Source organism: Streptomyces sp. NRRL WC-3549 (assembly GCF_000721935.1).
Lineage (GTDB): Bacteria > Actinomycetota > Actinomycetes > Streptomycetales > Streptomycetaceae > Streptomyces.
In genome coordinates, this window is record NZ_KL585406.1 from 4,882 (window position 1) to 7,548 (window position 2,667).

4 protein-coding genes and 1 pseudogene are annotated in these 2,667 nt (G+C 71.3%); 3 read left to right on the forward strand and 2 right to left on the reverse strand.

Features of this window, described 5'->3' with window-relative positions:
- A pseudogene (locus IH13_RS42425) lies at positions 1-119 on the reverse strand (NADPH-dependent F420 reductase); the annotation flags it as partial.
- Between the two features lie 130 nt (positions 120-249).
- On the opposite strand from IH13_RS42425, the gene IH13_RS0118625 reads away from it, so the two are divergent.
- Positions 250-846 (forward strand): hypothetical protein, encoded by a 597-nt coding sequence (locus IH13_RS0118625; protein ID WP_031085871.1) that lies wholly within the window; start codon positions 250-252, stop codon positions 844-846.
- A 132-nt stretch (positions 847-978) separates the two neighbouring features.
- Here IH13_RS0118625 and IH13_RS0118630 read toward each other — a convergent pair whose 3' ends face one another.
- Positions 979-1,215 carry a hypothetical protein gene (locus IH13_RS0118630; RefSeq protein WP_031085873.1) on the reverse strand — a complete coding sequence of 79 codons (237 nt, stop codon included), beginning with the start codon at positions 1,213-1,215 and terminating at the stop codon, positions 979-981.
- 59 nt (positions 1,216-1,274) lie between these two features.
- Here IH13_RS0118630 and map point away from each other — a divergent pair, with 59 nt between their 5' ends.
- Together map and IH13_RS0118640 are read left to right on the forward strand one after the other, a co-directional pair.
- Positions 1,275-2,132 (forward strand): type I methionyl aminopeptidase, encoded by an 858-nt coding sequence (gene map, locus IH13_RS0118635; RefSeq protein WP_031085874.1) that lies wholly within the window; start codon positions 1,275-1,277, stop codon positions 2,130-2,132.
- Positions 2,133-2,396: 264 nt separating this feature from the next.
- Positions 2,397-2,667: biliverdin-producing heme oxygenase (locus IH13_RS0118640; protein ID WP_420713378.1), on the forward strand; the 271-nt coding region annotated here is incomplete at its 3' end.

Below are 2,667 nucleotides of genomic sequence, written 5' to 3' on the forward strand. Positions count from 1 at the left end.
CCGCGGCCCTGCGGGCCGGTGCCGCCGATGACACCGACGGTCAGGCCGGAGACGTCGGGAAGGTCCCAGGGGTCCTTGGCGGGGGGCTTGGATGCGCTGCCACTGTCATGCGTAGTCATGGTCCCGACACTACTGGGAGGCGCGGACCCGGGCCCGGCCGTGTCCCACCGAGTGCCCACCCCTTCCCGTACGGATGGAATATCCGGGGCGGGCCCCGCGCGGGGCACGGTGGCGGCATGATGCCGGGCCATGGATGCCGTACGTGTCGCGACACTGCGTGAGGTACTCGCCGGGACCCGGTGGCCCACGGCGGCCCGGCAGTTCGCCCGGACCCTGCGGTCCTCGGTGGAACCGCAGGGCGGCGGGCTGCTGCTGGTCGGGACGGAGGTGTACGAGCCGTGGCACATGGCCGCGCACCTGGTGGACGAGTCCACCTGGTCGGGGCTGCCGCAGTTGCGGCCCACGCTGGTGCGCCACCACCCCCGCCCGGACCACCCGGCCCACCTGTCGGTGGGCCTCGGCCGGATCGAGGCCGCCGGCCGGGGCGAGACCCTGCTGGTGGTCGCCCCGGACCGCCCGGGCGGGGGGCTGCTGGAGCGGGTGCACGACGCGCGCCGGGCGGGGGCGACCGTCCTGGCGCTGGGGGGCGGCGACCCGGAGGTGCGGGGACTGGCCCATGAGGCGCTGACGGTGACCGCCGACGACGAGGTGGACCTGGACACCGTCCAGCACCTGGTCAGCGCGGCGGCCGGAGAGAACGGCGCGCCGCCACGGGGGCGTACGTTCCGCGACCGGCTGTCCCGGCTGGCGGACCAGCTGACGGCCCCGCCCCCGGCCCGCTGGTGACGGGTCTTCGTCCCGGGGGCGGCGGAGCCGGGCCTGCCGTCGGCCGGGCCTCCGGCGGATCACGCCCCTCGTGACCTCCCGCTGCGGCCCGGCCCGTCTCCCCGGCGGTCCTTTCGGGGCCGCCGGGGGCGGTCAGTCCGGGGTCTCGTCCTCGGTCCTCTCCGTGCGGTCGTGCCACTTCGGGTCGTTCTCCCACTCCAGGTTCCGCTCACGCGCCGTGTCCATGGCGTGCTGGGCCCCCTCGCGGGAGGTGTACGGGCCGAAACGGTTCTTCGCCGGGCACTCGGGGCCTTCCTCGACCGTCTTGTGCTCCAGGCAGTAGTACCATTCGCCCGGTTTGCCGACCGTGCGCTTCTTGAACAGGGCCATCGACGGATCCTTTCCTCGCTGCCATGGTGCCCCCGAGCAGGCTGGTTAGACTCGTTGACATGTCTGGTCAGTCGCTCCTCGTCCCAGGGGAGATCACTCCCGTCCGCTCCGTTCCGGGAAACATCCGGCGCCCCGAGTACGTGGGGAAGCCCGCCCCCACCCCGTACACCGGGCCGGAGATCCAGGACTCCGACACCGTGGAACGCATGCGGATCGCGGGCCGGATCGCCGCGCAGGCGATGGAGGAGGCCGCCAAGCTGATCGCACCGGGCGTCACCACCGACGAACTCGACCGGGTCGCCCACGCGTTCATGATCGACCACGGCGCCTACCCGTCGACCCTGGGCTACCGGGGCTTCCCGAAGTCCCTGTGCTCCTCGGTCAACGAGGTCATCTGCCACGGCATCCCGGACTCCACGGTGCTGCGGGACGGCGACATCGTGAACCTGGACGTCACCGCGTACATCAACGGCGTGCACGGCGACAACAACGCCACCTATCTCTGCGGTGACGTCGACGAGGAGTCCCGGCTGCTCGTGGAGCGCACCCGGGAGTCGCTCGACCGCGCCATCAAGGCGGTGCGGCCCGGGCGGCAGATCAACGTCATCGGGCGGGTCATCGAGTCGTACGCGAAGCGGTTCGGCTACGGCGTGGTGCGGGACTTCACCGGGCACGGGATCAACACCTCGTTCCACTCCGGCCTCATCGTCCCGCACTACGACAGCCCGCACGCCACGACCGTGATGCAGCCCGGGATGACGTTCACCATCGAGCCGATGCTGACGCTCGGGACGCACACGTACGACATGTGGGACGACGGCTGGACCGTGGTGACCAAGGACCGCAAGCGCACCGCCCAGTTCGAGCACACGCTGGTCGTCACCGAGACCGGGGCGGACATCCTGACGCTTCCCTGAGGCCGTCGGCGAAGCCCCCGGCCCGCACGGATCTAGGGGCCGGGGGCTTTTGTCGGACTTCTTTTACCGACAGACAGTCGGGAACCTGTTGACTTAGGCAAACCTAAGTAGGAGGATCACCGTATCGGCAGCGCCGCTCGTTCACGGACTGCTGTCGATATATCCATATCTGTACGGACTTCTCGTCCCCTCGGCCTCCGGAGGCCCGCCTTGGACGCACCCGCCACCCCCGCGACCGCTCCCCGTACCACCCCCTTCTCGACACTGATCCGCACCGCGTCGCACGAGCAGCACACCGAGGCGGAGTCCTCCACCTTCATGAGCGACATGCTCGGCGGGCGGCTCGGGGTGGACGCGTACGCGCGGTACACGGAGCAGCTGTGGTTCGTCTACCGGGCCCTGGAGGACGGCGCCGCCGCCCTGAGCGAGGACCCGGTGGCCGGCCCCTTCATACAGCCGGAGCTGATGCGCACCGCCGAGCTGGAGCGCGACCTCGCCCATCTGCGGGGCGAGGGGTGGCGCGAGGGGCTGGAGC

Coding starts and splice junctions, on each gene's coding strand:
- IH13_RS0118625 (WP_031085871.1), top strand. CDS start 250: ATGGATGCCGTACGTGTCGCGACACTGCGTGAGGTACTCGCCGGGACC.
- IH13_RS0118630 (WP_031085873.1), bottom strand. CDS start 1,215: ATGGCCCTGTTCAAGAAGCGCACGGTCGGCAAACCGGGCGAATGGTAC.
- map (WP_031085874.1), top strand. CDS start 1,275: ATGTCTGGTCAGTCGCTCCTCGTCCCAGGGGAGATCACTCCCGTCCGC.